This is a genomic window from Streptomyces sp. BK239, assembly GCF_004217285.1.
In the GTDB taxonomy this organism is placed as follows: domain Bacteria; phylum Actinomycetota; class Actinomycetes; order Streptomycetales; family Streptomycetaceae; genus Streptomyces.
On record NZ_SHKS01000001.1, the window covers coordinates 166,874 to 189,225 of the forward strand.

A 22,352-nucleotide genomic window follows, 5' to 3' on the forward strand; every position below is an offset into this window, starting at 1 on the left:
CCGAGGGGGCGGCGGGGAGGGGGCGTCCGCGAGAATCCGGGGCGTCCCGCTCGCACCTCGTGCTCAGCGGGTCACAGGACGGCGCCGAGGAACTCCCTCGTGCGCTCCTGTTCCGGGGAGCTGAAGATCTTCTCCGGGGGACCGGACTCGATGACCCGGCCGGAGTCGAACATCAGGACCTGGTCGGAGATGTCCCGGGCGAAGTTCATCTCGTGGGTCACGCAGAGCATCGTGATGTCGGTGGAGCGGGCGATGTCCCGGAGCAGGTCGAGGACGCCGGCGACGAGTTCGGGGTCGAGCGCCGAGGTCACCTCGTCGAGCAGCAGGATCTGCGGCCGCATGGCCAGCGCCCGCGCGATCGCCACCCGCTGCTGCTGCCCGCCGGACAGCCGGGACGGCTTGGCGTCGCACTTGTCGGCGAGGCCCACCATGTCCAGCAGCTCGCGCGCCCGCTCCTCCGCCTCGTCCTTGGACAGGCCGAGGACGGTCACCGGGGCCTCGGTGAGGTTTCTCAGCACGCTCATGTTCGGGAACAGGTTGAACTGCTGGAACACCATCCCGATCTTCTTGCGGACCTCGCGGACCTGCTTCTCCGGAGCGGGGAAGAGGCGCTGCCCGTCGACGGTGATGGTGCCCTCGTCGGGCTTGGTCAGGGTCATCAGCAGCCGCAGGATCGTCGTCTTGCCGGACCCGGAGGGGCCGATCAGCGTGACGTGCTGGCCCGGCTTCACGGAGAAGTCCAGGTTGTCGAGGACGGTGTTGTCCCCGAACCGCTTGGTGACCTGTTCCAGGCGTATCAGCTCGGTGCCCTGCGGCACGGCGTCGGATGTGGTCTTGCTGGTCTCAACGGACAAGGCGTCGCTCCAGGGTGCGCAGGAGGAGGGAGGCGAGATAGGAGATGACGATGAAGGCCACGCCGATCACCGTCAGCGGCTCGGTGAACTGGAAGTGCTCCTGGGAGAAGAGCCGGGCCCGGCCCAGCAGGTCCAGGACGGTGATCGTCATCAGCAGCGGGGTGTCCTTGAGCATCGCGATGACGTAGTTGCCCAGCGCCGGCACCACCCGGCGGACCGCCTGCGGCAGGATCACCGCGCGCCAGGTCCTCGTCCTCGGCAGGTTCAGCGCCGTCGCCGCCTCCCACTGGCCGACGGGCACCGCGTCGATGCCGGCCCGGTAGACCTGCATCGTGTACGTCGAGTAGTGCAGGCCGATCGCGAGGACGCCAGTGGCCAGCGCGGACAGGGTCACGCCCCACTCGGGCAGCACGTAGAAGAGGAAGAACAGCTGCACCAGCAGCGGGGTGTCGCGGACGAACTCCGTGACGACCCCCACCGGCCACTGCACCCACCGCGTCGGCGTCCGCATCAGCAGCGCCCACACCAGGCCCAGCGAGAAGGAGATCAGCGAGCCGAGGACCAGCGCCTGGAGGGTGACGAGCAGGCCGTCCCAGAACATCGGCATGAAGTCGGAGACGGCGCTCCAGTCCCAGTTCATCGGACACCCGCCTTCAGGTGGTGCTCGAGACCGCGCATCACCCGCGTCAGCAGGAAGGCGATGACGAAGTACAGGAGCAGGACGTACGTGTAGATCTCCGCGCTCTCCTGGAGCGCCAGGCGCACCAGGTTGCCGCTGAACGCCAGGTCGCCCATGCCCATGACGGACACCAGGGCGGTGCCCTTGAGCAGCTCGATCAGCAGGTTGGAGAAGGGCGGGATCATCTCCGGCACCGCCTGCGGCAGCAGGATCTTGCGCATGCGCTGCCCGGGCGTGAAGCCGAGCGCGATGCCGCCCTCCGCCTGGGCGGGGTTGACGGCGCCGAGCGCGCCGCGGACGATCTCCGAGCCGTACGCGCCGTAGGTCAGGCCGAGCGCGAGCGTGCCCGCCCACATCGGCACCAGCTGCCAGCCGAAGGCGGGCGGCAGCACGAAGAACACCCAGAAGATCATGACGAGTGCCGACGTGCCGCGGAACACCTCGGTGTAGAAGCCCGCGAGGAAGCGGACGATCCACCGCCGGTGGCTGCGCGCGATCCCGACGGCGAACGACACGGCCGCCGCCAGCAGGGCGCTGAAGAACAGGAGTTGGACGGTCGTCCAGATCCCGCGCAGGACGAGGTCCCAGAGTCCGGCAGTCATCCTCGGCAGAGCTCCTTGGCCGTGAGGTCGGTCATCTCCGCCTCGGTGAACCCGAAGGGCTTCAGGATGCGCAGCAGCTCGCCGCTCTTCTTCAGCTTGCGCAGCTCGACGTTGAAGGCGTCCCGCAGCTTCGTCTCGGTCTGCCGGAACGCGAACGCGCCGCCGTCCACGTGCGGTTCGCCGCCCACGATCGGCTTGAACGGCTTGGTCGCCTCCGCCTTCGCGGACTTCTTCACCACCTCACGGGTGGTCACCGCCGTCCCCGCGAACACGTCGACACGGCCCGCCTCGACGGCGTTCAGACCGGCCACCTGGTCCGGCACGATCAGGATGTCGCTCTCCTTGTACCCCGCCTCGACGGCGTACTGGATCTCCGCGTAACCGGTTCCCGTGGCGAACTTCGCCTTCTTCTCCACGACATCCCGATAACTGTGAAGATTCTTGGGATTTCCCTTCCGCACGATGAAGGAATCGAGCATCTGGTAGTCGGGGTCGGCGAATATCACCTGCCCGCAGCGTTCCGGGGTGACGTACATCCCGGCGGCCACGACGTCGAACTGCTGGGAATTCAGGCCGGGAATGAGCGAACCGAACTCGGTGGGCACGGGCTGCACCTCGTCGATGCCGAGCCGCTTGAATATCACCCGGGCCAACTCCGGCGCCTCGCCGGTCAGCCGGCCGTCCTTGTCGATGTACCCGAAGGGGATCTCACCGGCGATCCCGAGCCGTACGACCCCCTGGGCGCGCAGCCGTTCCAGCAGGTCACCGCCGGGTTCGACGGAGGCCTTGGCCACGCGTGAGCAGCCCGCGGCGCCCAGCGCGCCGAGCGCCGCCACCCCCGCGAGCAGCGACCGGCGGCTTGTGCCCGTCGACCGTGGGCTTTGTCTGACATACCTGTTCGGTGGAGCCATGGCGGCGCGGCTACCCGGGACGACACGACTTATGCGGACCGGATTCGCGTCATGTGCCCGCGCTGTTCGGTGAATACGTTCCGCGATGACCGGCCGTGCGGTCGAATCAGGTTGTTTCGCGGACGAGTTCGCGAATCCGGCGCGGCTGCGGCCGGTGAGCGTCCGCGGTCCCGGCGGCCGACCCCGGCGATCCCGGCCGAAGCGGCCCCGATGTGGGCGGCGCGGCGACGATTGGGTACCCGGGCGAGGGGGCCCGATGCGGCCCCGTCGGACGAGGGGGCGCGGCAGCGGCCCCCCGTACGGCCGGAAGAACCGCAGGAAGGCTGGTCATGACCGCACTCGGACTCCTCTACCCGGGCCACTTCGCCGAGGACGACTACGCCCGCATCGAGCAGCTCCTGGGCAGTGACATCCGGGTGGACCTGGTCCACACGGACGTCGGCGAGGACGCCCACCGCGTCGAAGTGCTGCGGCAGATCGGCACGCCGGAGCGGCTGGCGAAGGGCGTCGAGCAGCTGCGGCTGTCCGGCGCGGAGGCCGTGGTGTGGGCGTGCACCAGCGGCGGCTTCGTGCACGGCTGGGAGGGCGCGCAGGAGCAGGTGCGCTCGCTGGCCGTGACGGCGGGGCTGCCGGCCTCCTCGACGTCCTTCGCATTCGTGCACGCGGCCAAGGAGGTGGGCGCCGCCAGGGTCGCGGTGGGCGCGCCCTACCCGGAGGACGTGTCCGGACTGTTCGCCGAGTTCCTGCGGACCGGCGGCATCGAGGTGAGCGCGGTGCACAGCTCCGGGAGCGTCACGGCCGCCGAGGTCGGCGCGTGGGGCGAGGACGAGGTCCTCGCGCTGGCCCGCGCCGCCGACACACCCGACGCGGACGCGGTGCTGCTCCCCGACACCGCCCTGCACACGGCCGCCCATCTGCCCGACCTGGAGAAGGAGCTCGGCAAGCCGGTCCTCACCGCCAACCAGGTCACCGTCTGGGAGGGGCTCCGCCTGGCCGACCGTCGCGTCAACGCGCCGGGCCTGGGCGCGCTGTTCACCCGGGAGCCGATCGTGCAGGTGTGAGCCCGCGCACGCTCGCGGCGCGCGGGACGAGGAACGCGGGACGAGGAATAAGCGGGGACAGCCTCCTGTTAGCCGTGCGAGGACAGCGCACGCCGAATTCAGGAGGAACCCGTGGCGGCAGACGAGACGCCGGCAGGCCCCGAGCCGGAGCGGACGCCGGGAGGGACGCCCACGCCGGCGGACGAGCGACGGGCGGCCGACGGGATCCGGGGGGAGGCGTACGGCGCAGCCCCCACACCGCTGTCCGTGCTGGACCTGGTCACCGTCGGCTCCGGCCGCACCGCCGGCGACGCCCTGCGCACCAGCGTCGAGCTCGCCCGGCTCGCCGAGTCCCGCGGCTTCCACCGCTACTGGGTGGCCGAGCACCACTCCATGCCGGGCGTCGCCTCCTCCTCGCCGGCCGTGATCCTCGCGCATCTCGCCGCCCACACCGACCGCATCCGGCTCGGCTCGGGCGGCGTGATGCTGCCCAACCACGCCCCGCTGGTGATCGCCGAGCAGTTCGGCACCCTGGAGGCCCTCGCCCCGGGCCGCGTCGACCTGGGCCTGGGCCGGGCGCCCGGCACCGACGGCGCCACCGCGGCCGCCCTGCGCCGCACCGACCGGCCGCACGAGGGCGCCGACGACTTCCCCGAGCAGCTCTCCGAGCTCACCCGCTTCCTCGACGACGACTTCCCCGACGGCCACCCCTACCGCCGGGTGCACGCCGTGCCCGGCCCGGTCCAGGCGACCTCGCCCGGCGGGGTGCAGTCCCGCCACCGCCCGCCGATCTGGCTGCTGGGCTCCTCCGGTTTCAGCGCCCGCCTGGCCGGACTGCTGGGCCTGCCCTTCGCCTTCGCCCACCACTTCTCGGCGCAGAACACCGTTCCGGCGCTCGACCTGTACCGGGAGTCCTTCCGGCCGTCGGCGGTCCTCGACGCGCCGTACGCCGTCATCGGGGTCTCCGTGCTCGCCGCCGACGACGAGCGCGAGGCCCGCCGCCAGGTGCGGGCCACCGGCCTGAACATGGTCCGGCTGCGCAGCGGCCGCCCCGGCCTGTTCCCCTCCCCGGAGGAAGCCGAGGCGTACGAGTACAGCCCGCTGGAGCGGGAGTTCGTCGACTCCTGGACGGCGAACATCGTCCACGGCACCGCCGAGGAGGTCCGCTCCGGTCTCGACGGCCTGCACAAGCGCACCGGCGCCGACGAGTTGATGCTCACCAGCCACGCCCACCGCGGCGACCTGCGCCTGCGTTCCTACGAACTCGTCGCCGACGCCTACGGGTTGCCGACCGCGTAGGAGGTGCTCTCCAGCAGCTCCGAGATGCGGTCCGGCGTCACCGGGCGGGAGTACAGCCAGCCCTGCCCGGTGTCGCAGCCGATGCTGCGCAGCCGGGTGGCCTGCGCGGAGGTCTCCACGCACTCGGCGGTGACGGTCAGCCCGAGCCGGTGGGCGAGGGCGATCATCGCCTCGACGACGACCTCGTCGGCCGGGTTCGGCGGGGCGTCCGGCCCCTCGTGCTGGAAGCCGCGCACGAACGACCCGTCCAGCTTCAGCACCGACACCGGCAGCCGGCTCAGATAGGCGAGGTTGGAGTAGCCGGTGCCGAAGTCGTCGATGGCGATGTTCACGCCCATGTCGCTGAGGGCCTGGAGGGTCTGCAACGGCTGCCCCGCCGAGCCCATCACCGCCGACTCGGTCAGCTCCAGCTGGAGCAGCCGCGGGGAGAGCCCGGTCTCGGCGAGGATCCGCGCCACGTCCGCGACCAGGTCGGAGTCCCACACCTGACGGACCGCCACGTTGACGCTGACGAACAGCGGCGGCTCGTCGGGGTGGTCCGTCTGCCAGCGGCGGGCCTGCCGGCAGGCGGTGTCCAGCACCCAGCGGCCGAGCGGCACGATCGAGCCGTCCTCCTCGGCCAGCGCGACGAACCGATTCGGCGGCAGCGGCCCGAACCGCGGATGGTCCCAGCGCACCAGCGCCTCCACCCCGCGCAGCCGTCCGTCCGCCATGCCCACCAGCGGCTGGTACTCCAGCCGGAACTCACCGCGCTCGATGGCGGGCCGCAGCGTGGAGGCCAGCGCCTGGCGGGTCATCAGATGGGCGTTGCGCTCGGGGTCGAACAGCGTCCAGCGGTCCTTGCCGTCGACCTTCGCCCAGTACAGCGTGGTGTCGGCGGCCTGCATCAGCCCGGTGGCGGTGGTGCCGGCCGCGTGCCGTTCGACGACCCCGATCGACGCGGACACGTTCAGCCGCTGCCCGGACAGGTCGAACGGCGCCTGGAGCGCCTTGAGCGCCGACTCGGCGAGGTCGGCGACCTGCTCGGTGCCGGTGGAGTCCGCCACCAGCAGCGCGAACTCGTCCCCGCCGAGCCGGGCCACCAGCGGCACGCTCGGCCGGGTGCGCCCCGCCTCCTCGGCGCAGGCGGTGAGCCGCTCGGCGACGGCGGCCAGGAGCCGGTCGCCGACCCGGTGGCCGAGGGTGTCGTTGACCGCCTTGAACCCGTCGATGTCCAGGTAGCACAGCCCGATCCGGCCGGTGCCCCGCTCGTTGTGGGCCTCCGCCTCCAGCGCGGCCGTGACCCGCTCGAAGAACAGCGTGCGGTTGGGCAGCCGGGTGACCGGGTCGTGCATCTGGAGGTGGCGCAGCCGGGCCTGGAGGTCGTGGTGGGCGCTGATGTCGGTGACGGAGAGCAGGAGACCGTCGTCGGCCTCGTCGAGCGGCGTGAGGGTGATCTGCGTCCACAGCGTTCGGCCGTCCGGCTGCTTCAGCCGACGGGTGCAGCGCAGTTCGGCCCGGCGGCCGCACAGCACCTCGCGGTACGCGTGCCGGGTGCTGCCGTCGGCGGCCAGCTCCAGCAGATCGGCGGCCGGCCGCCCGGCCAGGGGTTCGCTTCCGCCGCCGAGCAGCAGGGCGAACGCCTCGTTGGCGTTGGCGATCAGGCCCGCGCGGTCGACGACGGCCATGGCGAGGGGCGCGGCCGCGAAGACGGAACGGTAGGCGGAGCGGACGCGACGGACCGGGGGCGGGCCGGCGCCGTCCAGGGGCTCGCCACCTGGAGATGCAGGGGTCTCACTCTCTGTGGCGGCGGACCGGTCGAGGTCTGCCGCGGGCGTCGGCCCTTCGGACGTTCCGCTCACCGCTCGCTCCCGCAGTGCACTCGATCTCTGTCCGCGCAGGAAAGTGTGCCGATCATAGAGGCTGCCCACGGACGCGCGCAGCCACTGCCCAGTGTCCCGGAACAACCGGTGCTTCTGACAGATCGTTTCTGCCCGCACCCGGCCCGGTTCCGTAGATCGCCGACCGCTTGTGACGTTCCGTGAGTGTTCCGGGGTGTCGGCGCCGGTGTCCCGGTTCCGCTCTCTCACTCGTCCGGGGCAGAAAAACAGGGCGTAGTACGACAAACCCACACAGGCTGGGTGCGGTGTCCCGTGAACCGTTCCCGGAGGTCTCCGTGCCGCGTACGCTCTCGCGTCCCCGACTGCGCAGCACCGCGGCCCTGTTCACCACCCTCACGGCGTTCGCCTCGTGCTGCATCGTCAGCGCCCGCCCGACCGAGCCGTACGCGGCGGCGCCCTGCGCTCTCAAGCGCACCGCCGCCCACCACTCGGAGGGCCTGGACACCTGGAACGCCTCCTATCCGCGGCCGGCCCGCGGGCTGGACGCCGTGATGGTCTTCCTGTCGTTCCCGGACTTCAAGCCGGTGAACTCCCCGGTCGAGCTGGCAGCCGACCACTTCCCGGCCACCAGCGACTACTTCCGCCGGGCGTCCTACGGCAGGTTCAGTCTGCGCCCGCATCCGCTCCGGCGCTGGGTCCGGATGCCCAAACCGTCCACCGCGTACGCCATACGGCGCGACTGGGCCGCGAAGGACCGGTCCGCCTATCTGCGCGACGCGCTCGCCGCCTCCGACGCCCAGGTCGACTTCTCCCGCTACGACGTCGTCTACTTCGTCGCCGACCCGGACGCGCCCGGGGTCGACTCGGACGCCACCAAGGTCGTCAACCTGCGCTCCCCGCTGCGGGCCGACGGGGCCGACCTGCGCCGGATCGTCACCGTGTTCGAGCGGCATCCGCCGGACCGGCTGGTCCTCGCCCATGAGACCGGCCATGTCTTCGACCTGCCCGACCTCTACCGCCGGCCCGCCGACGGCAAGGGGGACTGGGACACCCATGTGGGTGACTGGGACCTGATGGGCAGCCAGTTCGGACTGGCCCCGGATCTGTTCGCCTGGCACAAGTGGAAGCTTGGCTGGCTCGACCCGCGGCAGGTGGTGTGCGTACGGGGCGGGGAGCGGGCCCGGCTGACGCTGGAGCCGCTCGGCGCCGGGCCGGGCACGCCCATGACGCTGCCGACGGGATTGACGGCGTTCGGGCTGGGCGGTGGCGTGAAACTCGCCGTCGTGCGTACCGGAGCCGACAGCGTGCTCGCCTTCGAGGCGCGCGGCCCCGTCGGCAACGACCGCTCGGCCTGCCGTGCGGGCGTCCTCGTCTACCGCGTCCACAGCGGCGAGGAGTCCGGGCGCGGCCCGGTCGAGGTGGTCGACGCCCACCCCGGCTCCGAGGCCTGCTGGGAGAACTCCGTCTACCCGCCCCTCGCCGACGCCCCGGTCTCCCTGGGCGAGACCTTCACCGTGCCGGGGGAGGACGTGCGGGTCCAGGTGCGGGGGCGGACCCTGGCGGGGGCGTGGACGGTGGACATCAGCACGGGGCGACGGGTGTGAAGCGTGCGCCTGCGGGACGGCTCCACGGGGCACGCATGACGACGGCGGGGCCGGTCACTGTGTGAACCGGCCCCGCCGTCGATTGTCGTGCGCCGCCAGGGACTCGAACCCCGGACCCGCTGATTAAGAGTCAGCTGCTCTAACCAACTGAGCTAGCGGCGCCTGCTGACGTCGTAGACCTTAGCATCCTGGTCGGCGGGGTGAGAAATCGATATCCGCACAGCTGACCGGGCCGCCCGCACGGCCGCCCAGAGCAGGATCTCGGGGCCCGGAAGCCACGGATGACGGGTGTCCGGGGCGACCACCCAGCGGGTGGAGGTGTCCCCCGGGGAGGCGAGCGGCGCCGGCACGGTGACCGCGTCCCCGTTGCCGTGGCACAGGAGCGGCGGGACCGTGCCCGTACGGCCGTCCGGGCGTCCGTCGGCGCTCCACTCCTCCCACTCCAGCAGCGAGGGCAGCCGCTGGGCGGTGCCGGGGGCGGCGAACAGCAGCGTCCGCCCGCGGAACGCGGCCACCGGCCCGGAGCCCGGCCCCTCGCCCCACAGCCGGTCCAGCATCAGCCGGCCGAACATCACGGGCGCGCTCACCACGTCGAAGACGGGGCCGCAGGGCAGGACGACCGGGGCGTGCGGCCGCTCCTCCCACAGGGCGAGCGTGCTGCGCGGGTAGGCGCCGGCGGAGGCCAGCCAGGCGGCGCCGTCCGCCGTGACGGCGGCGACGCCCGACTGACCGGCGTGGCCGGTGAGGGGGGCGGGAGAGGCGGAGGCGTCCCAAGCGCTGCTCATGCCTGATGTCTACAGGGGGTGAGGGTATGATCGCCCAGGGTTGCCGGAATCCGGGACGGGAGCGGGCGGGAGACGGTATCTTGCCCGCGAGTTGCCCGCCTGGCATATGCCATGCCTTCACTCGTGGTGTGCGGCGCGGTGTCGCCGGCGGGGTCAGACGGGATCGACGTGCCCCCGGCCCTCTACGTCCCCCCGCAGCAGGTCCCGGCCGAACTCGACCATCTTCTTCGCGTAGTCCTCGGTCCACTCCGCCCGCGCGGCGATGTCCGCCGGGGTGATCCGGTCGAACCGGCGCGGATCGGCGAGCTGCGCCGCGGCCATCGCCTGGAACTCCAGCGCCCGGTCGGCCGCCGCCTGGAACGCCACCGTCAGCTCCGTCGCACGGGCCAGCAGCGCGCCCGGGTCGTCGATCGACTCCAGGTCGAAGAAGTGCTCCGGATCGCCGGCGGCCTCCGCGGGCTCGAAGAGCAGGGGCGCGGGGCGTAGCCGCGGTTCGTTCCGACGCGGCGTGGGCTCCGCCATGTCTGGTCCTCCTCCTATGGTCGGGATGGCGCCACTGGTGAGCGGACCACCTTCCATTGTCCCCCGCTCACACAAGGGGGCCTGAGCCCCGACCCTTCAAGGCCCCCGCTCCCCGCGTTGTTCCCTACCCACCCCGAGGCCCCCTGACGACGCCGAGAGCCACCCGACCGAGCACCGGTCAGGGGCGCCATCGCACGCGGTGTTCTGCGAGGTGGGACAGCACCGCGTGGTTCGCCTCCCAGCCGTCGGGACTGTGCCCGTCGGCCGCCTCCGGCGGCGTGCCGGACTCCGTCCGGCCGAGGGGGGCAGTGGCGGTCAGGGGCGCCATCGCACGCGGTGTTCTGCGAGGTGGGACAGCACCGCGTGGTTCGCCTCCCAGCCGTCGGGGAAGCGGACCAGCGTGCCCAGTTGGACCGGTTCCGTCGACGGGTAGTCGTCCAGGAGGTCGCTCACGCCCTCGCGGCAGACCACCACGCACGCGTGGCGGTGGCGGGAGGCCAGGACGCAGAGGCGGCCCGTCTCCAGGTGGAAGGCGGTGGCGTCGGGGCGGCCGGAGAGCGGGTGCAGGATCACCGTGACGTCGTACTCCCGGCCCTGCAGCCGGTTCGCCGTGTCGACGGTGACGCCCGCGGCGCCCAGCTCGGCGAGCGCCGCGCGGATCGCGGCCGCCTGGTCGCGGTGGGCGGTGCCGACGGCGATCCTGTCGGCGGTCAGCGGTGCGGGCGCGTCCGAGCTCTCGGAGGTCGCCGCGCCGCCCCGGTCCAACAGGCGGCGCACGACCGCGGCCACCGCCCGCACCGCCTCCGGATCCGTGCGGGGCGTGCGCCGCGCGGGCAGCTCCAGCAGCCCCCAGCCGGACCGCGCCGCCTCGTCGATCACCCGGTCCGGGCCGGAGCCGTCCGACGGCACGGCGAAGGACAGCCGCCGGTCGCCGTGGCCGGTGCCGCTGCGGAACGGCGTGTACGGGTAGAAGGCGTCGGAGACCAGGGGCGCCGCCGACGCCGGGAGCCGCCAGGACACCGGCAGCCGGTGCTGCGGCAGCTCCGGGTTGTGCGCCAGCAGCGTCGACACCGCCGACGCCGACGGGTCGTAGGACAGACCCGCCCACTGCTCGGCGCCGACGATCGCGAACGGGTCCAGCTGCCCCGGGTCGCCCACGAACAGCGCCCGCTCGAACAGCCCGGCCACGGCCAGCAGCCCGTCCGAGCGCATCTGGTAGGCCTCGTCCACGATGGCGTGCGGCCACGGCTCGTCGACCTTCACATGCGCCCACTTCGCCGCCGTGGACAGCACCACGGGCAGACCGGAGAGCTCGCCCGCCTTCGCCGACGTCCTCACGTTCGGCAGGGCGTCCAGCGCCTTGTCGTAGGCGTCGGCGTCGCTGCTGTGCAGCCGGCCCACCGGCAGCTCGGGGTTCTTCGCGGCGAGCCTCAGCACCAGGTCGTCGACCTGCGCGTTGGTCTGCGCCACCACCATCAACGGGCGTCCGGCGTCGGCGAGTTCGAGCGCCGCGCGGACGACGAGGGTGGACTTGCCCGCGCCGGGCGGGGAGTCCACGACGACGCCGCGCGCGGTGCCGTGCAGGGTGTCGCGGAGGATCGCGTCGGTGGCGCGCGCGGCGGCCGTACCGGGGTCGAGGGCGGTGTCGGTCGTCACAGGAGGTCCTCCCGGGTGACGGAGTCGGGTGCTTCGGGGGCCTGTTCACCCGGCGGTCCGCCGTGCGTCCACGGCGTCTCCTCCGGGTCGGGCAGCTTCGCACCGCCGCGCTGCTCGTGCTCGAAGAGCGTGAAGCAGACCCGGTCGCCCTTCTCGGGCACCGACCCCGGCTCGGGTTCCCTGCCGCGGCCCATCTTGTCGACGATCCGCAGCACGAGCAGCTCCCCGCCGTCCCGCGCCCCGTCGTCCCCTTCCTCCCGGCCCGCGAACTCCGCGGTCTGCGGCTTGCCGCCCAGGGAGCGGTACACCTTCGCCCGCTCGGGCAGATGCGGCCGGTCGTCCGTGCGGACCGTGACCAGCGGGCGGGGACTCGGCCGCTTGCTCTCGCTGTACGCCATGACGACGTCGACGACCTCGCCCGCGAACGCCTCCCCGGCCAGCCGCCGTCCCGCCATCACCAGCGGGTCGTCGAGCGCCTCCTGCGCCTCCAGCCGGGCCTGCTCACGCTCGCGTGTGGCGAGCTTGCCGGCCGCGGTGACGGCGTCGTCGCGGCGGGGCTGCGGGGGCTCGCCGGCCACGACCCGGTCGCGGTGGCCGGTGAACGACCAGCGGTCGCGCGTCCACCGCTCCTCGACGTGCGCCCCCTCGGGCAGCGTCCGCAGCAGGTCCAGGCCGCGCCACACCGCGTCCCAGGTGGGCCGCGTCCGGCTCTCCACCAGGTCGCGGATCTCCCGCTCGGCGGCGGACAGCGCGCCCAGCCGCTCGTCGGCCTCCACGCCGTCCTCGGCGGCGGCCAGGGCGACACGCGCCCTGTCGTAGCGCTCGACGGCGGGGGCGAGCAGCTTGTTGTCGAACGCCGGGTCGGTCGCCGGACCGGCCGGCGGGCACAGCAGCTGACCCTGCGCGTCACGCGCGAGTTCGGCGCGCAGCGCGGCCTCGGCGCCCGTGGCGTCCCCGGGCGGGTCGATCCAGGCGAGCAGCGCCCCGAGGTGCTGGTCCTCCAGGCTGGACTGCCCCGTGGCCCAGTGCCGGCCGAGCACCTCGGTCGCGGCCAGCAGAAGCGAGGAGCCGGGCACCCGGGCCCGCTCCGCGTAGTGCGTCAGCCACCGGCCGAGCAGCGGCACGCGCGGGGGCGCCGGATACGGCGTCTCCGGGTCCTGCTCCGCCGTACGCCGGAACCGCATGGAACGGCCCAGGAGCCTCACGAACTCCACGCCGGCGCGGCTCGGCACGATCAGCTGGGGGGCGTCGGCGCACAGGTCGACCTCGACCTTGACCCGCTTGCCGCTCTCCGGGTCGGTCTCGGTGCGCTCGGCCGCCTCCACGACGTCGGCGTAGGAGTCGATGTACGGCAGGACGACGTCGGCGAGTTCGGCGAGGAAGGCGAACCTCTGGTCGCGGTCGCGCGGCTGGGGCACGACCAGCAGGCGCGGCGCGTCACGGTCGGCGCCGACGAGCGCGCCCAGCGGGGCGCCGGCCTCGCCGGCGGTGGTCAGCGGCACGAAGACCAGCGGCCGCGCGGACAGATGCCGGTGGCGGACGGTCGCGGCGGGCTGGGCCCGCCCGGTGGCGACGGCCTCGAGCCGGGCGAGGGTCGTGATCAGCGACACATCGCCTCCAGCGCCTCGCCGCGCAGCCGCGCCGCCCGCCGCAGGGCCGCGACCGCCGGGTCGTCGGGATCGCCGGCCTCCCCGCGCGCGGCCGCCAGCACGTCCTCGACGGTGGTCAGCGCGCCCAGCTCGGCGCGGACCGGCCGGCCCAGAGTCGTCACCGCGCCGGCCTCGCGGGAGCGGCCGCGGCAGTGGAACGCCAGCTCGCACGCGGAAAGGCACTCGGGCGCGTACGTCGCCGGGACCGACTCGACGGCGGCCAGGAGTCGGTCGGCGGGCAGCTCCGGGGAGAAGCAGGTGCCCTCCGGGAGGGCGTCGGCGATGTCCTCGATGCGGGTGAGCCGGGCCAGCTGGCGGTGTGTGACCGCGCGCTGCTTGCGGACGTCCACGGCGGAGGCGGTGGGCAGGTTGGAGAAGTCCTTCGGGCACACCAGGAGCACCCGGTGGCGCACGGGCGGCGCGGGGTCGAGCCGGGCGGCGACCCGCTCCAGCGCCAGCACGTACACCGCGGCCTGCCGGGCCGCCGCGCCGACCTTCGCCGGGTCCGCCGAACCGTCCAGCATCGGGAACGACTTGATCTCCACGACGGTCCAGCTGCCGTCGGGGTGCACCACGACGGCGTCCGGCTCCAGGAAGGCGGGGGAGCCGGCGACGTCCAGCGCGAGCATCGGATGGTCCAGGAGCGTCCACGTCCCGGCCGCGGCGGTGGCCTCGCGCAGGGCCAGCGCCGTCCGTGCGGTGCGGCCCTCGGGGCCGACCGCCGTCAGGTCGGGCACGCTCGCCCCGGCGGGGGGCTCGGCGTGCGGGTCCAGCCTCTCGTGCACCAGGCGCAGCAGTTCCGTGCCGCCGTCCGCCTTCACCTTCGCCTCGAAGGCGTTGCCGCGCGTGAGGGCGAACTGCGACTGGCCGAAGGCCGACGGCGAGCCCAGCGCGCTCGCCAGAGCCGTCTTGTTCACCCCGGCGCCGTCGAGGATGGCGCGCCGGCTGCATCCCGGGTTCGCGGCGAGCGCCGCGAGGGCACGGGCGTCCAGCGCCTTGGCCGGTACGCCGGGGCCGCGCAGCTCAGCGAGCCGCCGCCGCAGCGCCGTCCCCCGCGTCCGAGGGGGAGGCACCTGGTTCGGCTCCGCTCCCGGACCGTGACTCGCGCTGCCGTGGAATTCGCTCACCCGTGGAAGTCTGGCATCCGCCACTGACAATCGGGGCGGGAGTGGCGACAGAGGCCGCCGTCGGGGCGAGCCCGGTGCGCGCCGCGCGCCACTGGCGGACCCGCTCGGCGCGGCTCAGCACCAGCGGCGTCACCAGCAGACCGACCCCCATCACGGCCGCGCCCGCGACCGCGTCGAGGAAGTAGTGGTTCGCGGTGCCCATCACCACGATCGTGGTCACCAGCGGGTAGACGACGGCCGCCGTCTTCGCCAGCCGGGTGCGGCCGTGCCGCCACAGCATCACTCCGCACCACAGCGCCCAGCCGACGTGCAGGCTGGGCATGGCCGCGTACTGGTTGGTCATGCCGCCCATGCCGCGCGGGGCGCTCGCCGCGCCGCCCCACCAGCCCCACGAGCTGTACTGCGCCATCGTGTCGACGAAGCCGTGCTCCGCCGAGAGCAGACGGGGCGGGCAGGTGGGCAGCAGCGTGAAGCCGATCAGGCCTATGAGGGTCGACGCCATCAGCCAGGTGCGGGCGGCGCGGTAGTGCAGGGCGCGCGAGCGGAACAGCCAGACGAGGATCGCCGGCGTCACCACGTAGTGCAGCGACGCGTACCAGAAGTCGGCGGGTATGCCGATCCACGCCTGGTCCGTGAAGAGGCGGTTGAGCGGGTGCTCGGCGTTGATGCGGAGGAACTTCTCCACGCGCAGGATGGCCAGGCCGTGGTCGACGGCCGTGGTGACGTCTCCGCGCGCGAGCAGACGGCCCGCCGTGTAGCAGGCGTACACCAGCAGGATCAGCGGCAGCTCGGTCCACCAGCGCAGCCGGGTCCGCGGGATAGCCCCGGTGTCCGGTGTCTCGGTCTGCGGCATCCGATGCCTCCCCCTTCTCGTCGCTGCCGCGCCGGTGGCACGGAGGTGCCACTGTACGGCGTGTGCTCGCGCCCCCTGCAAGGACGTCCCCGGCCCTCATAGACGCCGGGGCCGCCCGTCGGGTTGCCCACACCCAGGGTGAGCGATGATGGAGGGACTTCGCCGCCGAATCGTCCCCTGGATTTCCCAGGGTTCTCCCGGAAAGGTCCCCCATGGCACCGCGCATCCTGCTGGCCCGGCACGGACAGACCGAGTGGTCGCTGTCCGGCAAGCACACCGGCAGGACCGACGTGCCCTTGCTGGAGGAGGGTCGCCGGGGCGCGAAGCTGCTGGGCGAGCGGCTGCGGCGGGCGCCGTTCGACGGGCTGCCCGACGTCGAGGTCCGCACCAGCCCGCTGGCACGCGCGCGGGAGACGTGCGAGATCGCGGGCTTCGGCGAGCGGGCCGCGCGGTGGGACACGCTGATGGAGTGGGACTACGGGGCGTACGAGGGGCTGGCCCCGGACGACATCCAGGCGCTGCGGCCGGGCTGGCTCATCTGGCGGGACGGGGTGCCGGACGGTGAGTCCCTCGCGGAGGTCACGGCGCGGGCGGACGAGGTCGTGGCGTGGGCGCGCTCGGCCGAGCGGGATGTGCTGGTGTTCGCGCACGGGCACATCCTGCGGTCGATCGGGGCGCGGTGGCTGGGACTGCCGTTGTCCTTCGCCGGGCGGATACGGCTGAACCCGACGTCGCTGTCGGTGCTGGGATGGGCTTACGGGGAGCCGGCGATCGAGAGCTGGAACGACGTGGGGCACCTGGCGTAAAGGGGAGTCGGCACAGGTACTCGGCGCAGGGAGCTTGCCCCGGGGCGCCCGGCTCGAGGCCCGGGCGCCCCGTGCCGGGCGGGTGCCGGGTGCCGCGTCACGCCCGCCTCACGCCGGCGTCACCCCGCGCGGTGTCGAGGCGTGCTTCTCCAGGAAGTCCGACACTCCCGAGGCACGGCGGTGAGGGAGAAGCACCCTGGCTGTGCCGGCGAGCATGGTCTGGATGCGGGAGGACTGCACCTGGCTCAGCAGGTTCAGGACCCGCAGGCCCGCCGCCGCGGCCTCGTCGGGCCGGCCCCCTCGCGCGAGGTCGTCCGCCAGCTCGGCCGTGTACAGGGCGATGTTCCGGGTGAAGTGCGGGTCCTGGAGGTCCGCCGCCCGGCGCGCGTGGCGTGCGGCGCGCGGCCAGTCGCCCAGCGTCGACCAGCACTGCGCCTCCAGCCCCTCCAGTTCGGCCTCGCCGTAGAACGACATCCACTCCGGGTCGGCGTCCGTGTCGCCCCGCGCGTAGAGGGCCTGGGCGCGGGCGAGGGCCTGCTCGCAGCCGGTGCGGTCGGCGAGCCCCGCCCAGCCGCCCGCCTCGCGCAGCGCGAGCAGGGACATCAGCCGGGGTGAGCCGAGCGGGCGGGCGACGCGCTGCGCGGCCTGGGCGGCCCGCACCGCCTCACGCGGGCGGCCCGCGTCGCGTGCGAGGAACGCGGTGTTGCAGAAGGCGTGCGCCTCCAGCGCGTGGTCGCCGGTCATCCGGGCGGTGGCGAGAGCCTCGGCGTAATGGGAGCGGGCGTCGTCGAAACGGCCGGAGTCGTGCGCCAGCCAGCCGACGGAGATGGCGAGTTCGCCGGCGCCCGAGTGGAGCCGGTCGACGGTGGCCTGCCGGGTCGCCCCGGCGTCCAGCAGCGCGTAGGCGGCGCGCAGCGGTGTCGCGGCGCGCCGGTAGAGACCGTCCGCGCCGTGCCGGTCGTCCAGCAGCCGGATCCTGCGGACCGCTTCTTCGAGGGCGCCGGCATGGCTGCTCGAGGCGCGGCGGACGGGACGCTCCGGGGCGGGCGCCTCCAGGGCGAACCCGAGCGGGCCCAGCGAGGCGGCGGCCACCGTGGCGCCTCCGCCGGTCATGAATGCGCGACGCAGCACGTCGCTCTCCTCGTGGTCGTGGTGCGTGTCGTACGGGTCCTGCGTGTCATACGGCTCGTACGTCCGGCGCGTCTCACGGGCGCCCGGCGCGTCCGCGGGGGAACGCGCCGGGCGGCCGGGGTGCGCCAGGGGCGCTTCCTCCATGCGCGCCCCCCGCCCGCGTACGGACGAACGGGGTGCGAACCCCAGGTCGGTGAGTGTGCGGCCGGGGAACATGTGCAGGAACACCCGCTCGTAGGCGTAGTTGGGACAGCGGATCTCCCCCGCCTCGACCCGGCCGATGTAGCGCGCGTCGCAACTGACCCGCTCGCCGATCTCGCGCGCGGCCCGCCGAACCAGCGCGGCGAACTCGGCCGGCGAGCGCTGTCCGCGCAGTCGCCGGAAGGCGAGGTTGGGTCGTTGGGGCCGGTCGGGCCGTGGTGGGGGCACCGTCGACGACGCCATGGCCGGGTCCTCTCGTGCGAACCGTCCAACCATGCCGGGTGCGGGGCGAGCCGATCGATCGTCCGAGGTGATCACCCTGTGGTCCGGCGGCAAGAACGTACCTGCTGTGACCGGACCGCCACGCGGTGTTTGGCCACAAACCGGATATCTCCTACGAGATCTGCCATGAACTGCCATCCTTTGCGGCGGACTTCCGCCGTAGCCCTTGACGGGCGTGACGCGTTGAGCCCTGTGGACCGGGAGCCGCCCGACTCCCGCGCCGCTCGCCGAAGGAGGGGTTCAGTGGTGGAGGCCGGGATGCAGACCAGCCGGAACGTCGACGTCGAGTGCAGTGAGCCGCAGCCGGGGTGTGACGTGGTCACCGTCCCCACGCGGCAGGGGCTGGAGGCCGTCGACATCCTGCGCAGGCGGGGTCCGGGAGACGCGGTGGGACCCGTGCTGCACGACGACGGGGGCGGGACGCTCGGCTTCGTGGTGCCCGCGGGCACGGCGGCCGCGTGGGACGTGCCCGGCAGCACCTGTACGGGGACGGACGGCCGCGGGCTGCGGCTGCCCCCCGAGCCGCCGGTCGAGGGCGCGGACTGGCTGGTCCCGCCCGGCGAGGCGGACCTCGCGACGGATCCCGCGGTGCTGCGAAGAGCGCTGGGCGAGGCGGCCCGCGTGATCGAGGCGGCGGACAACTGCCGCTGAGCCCCGGCGACGCACCTGCGAGAATGCCCTCATGGCACGGTCCCGCACCTCTCGTCGCGAGCGCGACGCCGAAGCCGTCGTGGAACCCGTCGACGGCGGGCAGGCCCGGCTGGTGGCGGACCGGGACCGCGCGCGGGCCTGGACGCTGCTGGTCGACGGGGCGCCGCAGTCGCACGTCGACCTCGACGACCCGACGTACCTGTCCTTCGAGTACCAGCGCCGCCTCGGCCACGTCCTCGACCTCGCCGCGCCTCCGGGCAAGCCTCTGCACGTTGTGCACCTCGGCGGCGGCGCCTTCACCCTCGCCCGGTACGTCGCCGCCTCCCGCCCCCGCTCCACCCAGCAGGTCGTCGAACGCGACGCGCGTCTCGTCCAACTGGTCCGGCGTGAACTGCCGTTGGACCCCGGGGCGCGGATCAGGGTCAGGTCGGCCGACGCCCGCGAAGGACTCGGCAAGGTGCCCGACGGATGGGCCGACGTGGTCATGGCCGACGTGTTCAGCGGGGCCCGCACGCCCGCGCACCTGACGTCCGGCGAGTTCCTCGACGAGGTCCGCAGGACGCTGAAGCCCGGCGGGCTCTACGCCGCCAACGTCGCCGACGGCCCGCCGCTGGCCCATCTGCGCGGGCAGATAGCCACCGCGGCCGCCCGCTTCCGTGAACTCGCCCTGGTCGCCGACCCGGCCGTGCTGCGCGGCAGACGGTTCGGCAACGCCGTCCTGGTCGCCTGCGACCTGCCCCTGCCGGTCGCCGAACTGACCCGCCGGGCCGCCTCCGACCCGCACCCCGGCCGCGTCGAACACGGCAGGCCGCTCCTCGACTTCACCGGCGGAGCCGCACCGGTCACCGACGCCTCGGCCGTGGCGTCGCCGGCCCCGCCGCCCTCGGTCTTCGAATGAAAGTCCAACCCCGCACCGGAGTTCAGTAGGTGTTGACGTCCACCCGTGGCGGCCCGTCGTGCCAGGTGCAGAACACCGTGACCCGGTCCGCGCCCGAGGCGAAGTCCACCCGGATCCACACGTGCGTCTTCCACACCTGCATGGACCAGCCCGCGCCCGGCGTCGCCGAGACGAGCGAGGCGGACGTCCTGCCGAGGTCGAGGACCACCCGGCCGCCCTCGGTGTCATAGCTCTTGACCTCGCCCGACGAGCCGGGCCCGCCGGGGGCCGCCGCCCTGGAAGCGCCGGAGGCGGACGTGCCCGAGGCGGACGGGTTGGAAGGGGACGGAGGCGGCGCCGACGACGTGTCCGGCGTGCGGCTCTGCCGTGCCGGGGACGGGTCGCCGGAGGGGGAGGGCGAGGGGCCGCTCGTCCCGGACGCCGGCGGTTCGCTCGCCCCGGCCCCCTCGGTCGCCTCACCCGCCGTCAGCGGCAGGGCGCGCGGCGGGTCGTAGGCCGTGCCGGCCATCACCGTGTGGACGCCCCACCACGACAGCGTGACCGCCGCGCCCGTGGCGAGCGACCACGCGAGCAGGTGTACGAGTCCGCTGCGCATCGCGGCCATCTTGCCCCACGCGCCCCACGGTTGCCGCACGGATGTGCGCCTGGACCGCATGGACACCTCACCGGTTGTCCCCATGCGACGAGTTGTCCACAGGCCCGAACCGGGCTCGCCGGCATGGCGTAGGTTGCCGCGCATGGCAAGTGTGCTCGTGGTCGAGGACGACCAGTTCGTGCGTTCGGCGCTGATCCGGCACCTGACCGACGCCTCGCACCTCGTGCGCAGCGTCGGGACGGCGCTGGAGGCGCTGCGCGAGGTCGCCCATTTCCGCTTCGACGTCGTCGTCCTGGACCTCGGACTGCCCGACCTGGACGGCTCCGAGGCCCTGAAGATGCTGCGCGGCATCACCGACGTGCCGGTCATCATCGCCACCGCCCGCGACGACGAGACGGAGATCGTCCGGCTGCTGAACGCCGGGGCGGACGACTACCTCACCAAGCCCTTCTCGGTGGAGCACCTCTCCGCACGGATGGCAGCCGTCCTGCGCCGGTCCCGGGCCGGGGCGGGATCGGCCCCGCCGGCCGCGGTGCTGCGGGTCGGCGGACTGACGGTCGATCCGCTGCGCCGCCAGGCGGAGTTGGACGGGTCCCGGCTGGACCTCACCCGCCGCGAGTTCGACCTGCTCGCCTTCCTCGCCGGCCGGCCCGGCGTCGTCGTGCCCCGCCGTGAACTGCTCGCCGAGGTCTGGCAGCAGTCCTACGGCGACGACCAGACCATCGACGTCCATCTGTCCTGGCTGCGCCGCAAACTGGGCGAGACGGCGGCCCGCCCGCGCTATCTGCACACCCTGCGCGGCGTCGGCGTGAAGCTGGAACCGCCCGCGGCCCAGGACTCGCCGCAGGACCCCGGGGGGCCGCCGTGAGGTGGGCTCTGGTCAAGGTCTGTCTGGCGGTCACCGCCATGGTCGTGGTCGCCTTCGCCGTCCCGCTCGGACTGGTGATCAAGGAGATGGCCCGCGACCGCGCCTTCTCCAACGCCGAGCGGGAGGCCGCCGTCGTGGTCCCCGCGCTGTCCATCACCACCGACCGGGGCGAGTTGGAGCGGGTCGTGGCCTCCGCCGGCTCCGGCGACGACATGGCGGTGCACCTGCCGGCGGGCGAGGGCCGCCCGGCCGCCCGCCTGGGCCGCCCGCGTGCCGCCGGCTCCGACGTCGAGGCCGTGCGCGCCCTGGGCCGTGCCTCCACCGCCGGCGTGCCCGGAGGCTCCGTGCTGCTCCAGCCCGTGGCGCTGGGCCTGGGCACCGTGGTGATCGAGGTGTACGTCCCCGAGGTCGAGGTCAGCAACGGCGTCGCCACGGCGTGGGCGGTGCTGGCCGGGGTCGGCGTCGCGCTGATCATCGGCTCGGTGGCCGTCGCCGACCGGCTGGGCGTGCGGATGGTGCGACCGGCCCGGCGGCTGGCGGAGGGCGCGCACGAACTGGGCGAGGGCAAGCTCGGGGCGCGTGTGCCCGAGGAGGGGCCGGCCGAACTGCGGCTGGCGGCAGTCGCGTTCAACTCCATGGCCGACCAGGTCGTACAACTCCTGGCGAACGAGAGAGAGTTGGCGGCAGACCTGTCTCACCGCCTGCGGACGCCGCTGACCGTGCTGCGGCTCAACGCGGCCTCCCTCGGCGACTCCCCGGCCGCCGAGCAGACCCGGGCCGCGGTCGCCCAGCTGGAGCGGGAGGTCGACACGATCATCCGCACCGCGCGCGAGGCCAAGCCGCAGACGGCCGCCGCCGGACCGGGCGCCGGCTGCGACGCGGCCGAGGTCGTGCGGGAGCGGATGGCGTTCTGGTCCGCCCTCGCGGAGGACGAGGACCGCACCGTGCGGGTGGCCGGAGTGGACCGGCCGGTGCGCGTCCCCGTGGCCCGCGCCGACCTCGCCGCGGCGCTGGACGCGCTGCTCGGCAACGTGTTCCGGCACACCCCGGAGGGCGCCGCCTTCGCCGTCGACGTGCACGACGCCGAGGACGCGGTGATCGTGCTGGTGTCGGACGCCGGCCCCGGCATACCCGACCCCGAGGCGGCGATGGCGCGCGGCCGGGGCTCCGGGAACACGGGGTCGACCGGGCTCGGGCTGGACATCGTGCGCCGGCTCGCGGAGTCGACCGGCGGGGACGTGCGGATCGGGTCCTCGGTGCTGGGCGGGACCGAGGTGCGCGTCCGGCTCCAGCTGAGCGGGCACGAGCCGCCGCGCCGGGGACACCGCGGGGCCGTCCGCAGACGCCGCGCGGGCCGCCAGCGCCGCTCGGGATCGGTCTTCCCCCGCGCGTGACCTGCCCCGTCGTGGATCTCACACCGGGCGAAACGGGCCCAGTCGGGTCGATTACGGTTCGACAACCGGCGCTCTCAGCTCTTGACGCGTGCCGGGAAACGGGGCTGTCATTGCGCAACCGTGTT

Annotated in this window: 22 protein-coding genes and 1 tRNA gene; 8 read left to right on the forward strand and 15 right to left on the reverse strand. The window is 73.7% G+C overall.

What is annotated here, in order from left to right:
* Positions 1-71: 71 nt before the first annotated feature.
* The 4 genes from ehuA to ehuB are packed head-to-tail and all read right to left on the reverse strand — an operon-like array spanning position 72 to position 3,046.
* Positions 72-854, reverse strand: a complete 783-nt coding sequence (ehuA, locus tag EV567_RS00755) for an ectoine/hydroxyectoine ABC transporter ATP-binding protein EhuA (RefSeq protein ID WP_130436607.1) — start codon at positions 852-854, stop codon at positions 72-74.
* On the reverse strand, positions 844-1,494 hold the full coding sequence (gene ehuD, locus EV567_RS00760) for an ectoine/hydroxyectoine ABC transporter permease subunit EhuD (RefSeq protein ID WP_130436608.1): 651 nt from the start codon (positions 1,492-1,494) through the stop codon (positions 844-846). Before ehuD ends, ehuA begins: the two co-directional genes overlap by 11 nt.
* A complete protein-coding gene (gene ehuC, locus EV567_RS00765) occupies positions 1,491-2,135 on the reverse strand; it encodes an ectoine/hydroxyectoine ABC transporter permease subunit EhuC (protein ID WP_130436609.1) in 645 nt (214 codons plus the stop codon). The genes ehuD and ehuC overlap by 4 nt, the downstream gene beginning before the upstream one ends.
* Complete coding sequence (ehuB, locus tag EV567_RS00770; protein ID WP_130436610.1) at positions 2,132-3,046, reverse strand: ectoine/hydroxyectoine ABC transporter substrate-binding protein EhuB; 915 nt, start codon at positions 3,044-3,046, stop codon at positions 2,132-2,134. Before ehuB ends, ehuC begins: the two co-directional genes overlap by 4 nt.
* 329 nt (positions 3,047-3,375) lie before the next feature.
* On the opposite strand from ehuB, the gene EV567_RS00780 reads away from it, so the two are divergent.
* Both EV567_RS00780 and EV567_RS00785 read left to right on the forward strand, forming a co-directional pair.
* Entirely contained in the window at positions 3,376-4,107 is a 732-nt protein-coding gene (locus tag EV567_RS00780; protein ID WP_130436611.1) for an aspartate/glutamate racemase family protein, read from the forward strand.
* 204 nt (positions 4,108-4,311) lie between these two features.
* Positions 4,312-5,385, forward strand: coding sequence for an LLM class flavin-dependent oxidoreductase (locus EV567_RS00785; RefSeq protein ID WP_165430308.1), 1,074 nt, complete (start codon positions 4,312-4,314; stop codon positions 5,383-5,385).
* On the opposite strand, the gene EV567_RS00790 is transcribed toward EV567_RS00785, so the two are convergent.
* A complete protein-coding gene (locus tag EV567_RS00790; protein ID WP_130436613.1) occupies positions 5,364-7,226 on the reverse strand; it encodes a bifunctional diguanylate cyclase/phosphodiesterase in 1,863 nt (620 codons plus the stop codon). The two genes, EV567_RS00785 and EV567_RS00790, sit on opposite strands and share 22 nt — an antisense overlap.
* A 314-nt stretch (positions 7,227-7,540) precedes the next feature.
* Here EV567_RS00790 and EV567_RS00795 point away from each other — a divergent pair, with 314 nt between their 5' ends.
* The gene (locus EV567_RS00795) at positions 7,541-8,809 is read left to right on the forward strand and encodes a M6 family metalloprotease domain-containing protein (RefSeq protein WP_130437513.1); all 1,269 of its coding nucleotides are present in this window, start codon (positions 7,541-7,543) and stop codon (positions 8,807-8,809) included.
* Positions 8,810-8,897: 88 nt separating this feature from the next.
* On the opposite strand, the gene EV567_RS00800 is transcribed toward EV567_RS00795, so the two are convergent.
* The 8 genes from EV567_RS00800 to EV567_RS00830 all read right to left on the reverse strand — a co-directional run bounded on the left by EV567_RS00800 (position 8,898) and on the right by EV567_RS00830 (position 15,401).
* Positions 8,898-8,971 (reverse strand) — tRNA-Lys (locus tag EV567_RS00800).
* Positions 8,962-9,594: a bifunctional DNA primase/polymerase gene (locus EV567_RS00805; RefSeq protein WP_242620635.1), complete on the reverse strand. Its 633-nt coding sequence runs from the start codon at positions 9,592-9,594 to the stop codon at positions 8,962-8,964. Before EV567_RS00805 ends, EV567_RS00800 begins: the two co-directional genes overlap by 10 nt.
* Before the next feature lie 153 nt (positions 9,595-9,747).
* Entirely contained in the window at positions 9,748-10,116 is a 369-nt protein-coding gene (locus tag EV567_RS00810) for a hypothetical protein (RefSeq protein WP_130436614.1), read from the reverse strand.
* 178 nt (positions 10,117-10,294) lie between these two features.
* Positions 10,295-10,444: a hypothetical protein gene (locus EV567_RS27730; protein ID WP_165430282.1), complete on the reverse strand. Its 150-nt coding sequence runs from the start codon at positions 10,442-10,444 to the stop codon at positions 10,295-10,297.
* Entirely contained in the window at positions 10,432-11,772 is a 1,341-nt protein-coding gene (locus EV567_RS00815; RefSeq protein ID WP_130436615.1) for an AAA domain-containing protein, read from the reverse strand. The genes EV567_RS27730 and EV567_RS00815 overlap by 13 nt, the downstream gene beginning before the upstream one ends.
* Positions 11,769-13,382 (reverse strand): hypothetical protein, encoded by a 1,614-nt coding sequence (locus EV567_RS00820; protein WP_130436616.1) that lies wholly within the window; start codon positions 13,380-13,382, stop codon positions 11,769-11,771. Before EV567_RS00820 ends, EV567_RS00815 begins: the two co-directional genes overlap by 4 nt.
* Positions 13,373-14,494 (reverse strand): hypothetical protein, encoded by a 1,122-nt coding sequence (locus EV567_RS00825; protein ID WP_130436617.1) that lies wholly within the window; start codon positions 14,492-14,494, stop codon positions 13,373-13,375. The genes EV567_RS00820 and EV567_RS00825 overlap by 10 nt, the downstream gene beginning before the upstream one ends.
* Entirely contained in the window at positions 14,445-15,401 is a 957-nt protein-coding gene (locus EV567_RS00830) for a phosphatase PAP2 family protein (protein WP_130436618.1), read from the reverse strand. Before EV567_RS00830 ends, EV567_RS00825 begins: the two co-directional genes overlap by 50 nt.
* A 212-nt stretch (positions 15,402-15,613) precedes the next feature.
* On the opposite strand from EV567_RS00830, the gene EV567_RS00835 reads away from it, so the two are divergent.
* Complete coding sequence (locus tag EV567_RS00835) at positions 15,614-16,207, forward strand: histidine phosphatase family protein (RefSeq protein WP_130436619.1); 594 nt, start codon at positions 15,614-15,616, stop codon at positions 16,205-16,207.
* A gap of 108 nt (positions 16,208-16,315) precedes the next feature.
* Here EV567_RS00835 and EV567_RS00840 read toward each other — a convergent pair whose 3' ends face one another.
* Complete coding sequence (locus EV567_RS00840; RefSeq protein WP_130436620.1) at positions 16,316-17,782, reverse strand: tetratricopeptide repeat protein; 1,467 nt, start codon at positions 17,780-17,782, stop codon at positions 16,316-16,318.
* A gap of 297 nt (positions 17,783-18,079) precedes the next feature.
* On the opposite strand from EV567_RS00840, the gene EV567_RS00845 reads away from it, so the two are divergent.
* Positions 18,080-18,472 carry a hypothetical protein gene (locus EV567_RS00845; RefSeq protein ID WP_130436621.1) on the forward strand — a complete coding sequence of 131 codons (393 nt, stop codon included), beginning with the start codon at positions 18,080-18,082 and terminating at the stop codon, positions 18,470-18,472.
* 31 nt (positions 18,473-18,503) lie between these two features.
* Complete coding sequence (locus EV567_RS00850) at positions 18,504-19,370, forward strand: spermidine synthase (protein WP_130436622.1); 867 nt, start codon at positions 18,504-18,506, stop codon at positions 19,368-19,370.
* Between the two features lie 22 nt (positions 19,371-19,392).
* Here EV567_RS00850 and EV567_RS00855 read toward each other — a convergent pair whose 3' ends face one another.
* Positions 19,393-19,974, reverse strand: a complete 582-nt coding sequence (locus tag EV567_RS00855; RefSeq protein ID WP_130437515.1) for a hypothetical protein — start codon at positions 19,972-19,974, stop codon at positions 19,393-19,395.
* Positions 19,975-20,107: 133 nt separating this feature from the next.
* On the opposite strand from EV567_RS00855, the gene EV567_RS00860 reads away from it, so the two are divergent.
* Both EV567_RS00860 and EV567_RS00865 read left to right on the forward strand, forming a co-directional pair.
* Positions 20,108-20,833 carry a response regulator transcription factor gene (locus EV567_RS00860; RefSeq protein WP_130436623.1) on the forward strand — a complete coding sequence of 242 codons (726 nt, stop codon included), beginning with the start codon at positions 20,108-20,110 and terminating at the stop codon, positions 20,831-20,833.
* Positions 20,830-22,227 (forward strand): HAMP domain-containing sensor histidine kinase, encoded by a 1,398-nt coding sequence (locus tag EV567_RS00865; RefSeq protein ID WP_130436624.1) that lies wholly within the window; start codon positions 20,830-20,832, stop codon positions 22,225-22,227. Before EV567_RS00860 ends, EV567_RS00865 begins: the two co-directional genes overlap by 4 nt.
* Positions 22,228-22,352 lie beyond the last annotated feature (125 nt).